This is a genomic window from Aromatoleum evansii (assembly GCF_012910805.1).
GTDB lineage: Bacteria > Pseudomonadota > Gammaproteobacteria > Burkholderiales > Rhodocyclaceae > Aromatoleum > Aromatoleum evansii.
Genome location: NZ_WTVK01000287.1, coordinates 1 through 396, shown reverse-complemented (window position 1 = coordinate 396; position 396 = coordinate 1). Strand labels below are relative to the sequence as shown.

Here is a 396-nt window from a genome sequence, read left to right as displayed (position 1 = left end):
CCGTTACTACGATGAGTACCGCGGCGTGGCCGAGGCACTGGGTGCGGTGGACGTGCCGCGCAGCGAAGCGGAAGTGGCGGCGTACTTCTGTGCGCGGCAGCCGGAGCTGCGCGTCGACGAGCGCTCGCGCGAGGTGCTGGAGGTGCTGTCCGACGTGCGCCTGCCGGTACCGGTGCCGGGGCTGTCGCGCGAAGTGTTCCTGGGTGCAGGCGCGGCACTGCTGCCGGACTGGGCCGAAGGCATGCTTGAACGCAGTGGCCGTCAGCGCGCGCAGGCCGCCGCGTCGGCGAAGCTGGTGCAGGGCATGGCGCCGCTGTTCCGCCGTGCGTTGCCCGATGGCCTGGCCAGCCGCGCCTGTGCGCGCATGGGCGTGCCGGTGTCGGTGCTGCGCGAGTG

1 protein-coding gene is annotated in these 396 nt (G+C 73.0%); it reads left to right on the top strand.

Features of this window, described 5'->3' with window-relative positions; genetic code table 11:
* Window positions 1-396: oxygenase MpaB family protein (locus tag GO615_RS28350; RefSeq protein WP_211167448.1), on the top strand; the 396-nt coding region annotated here is incomplete at both ends.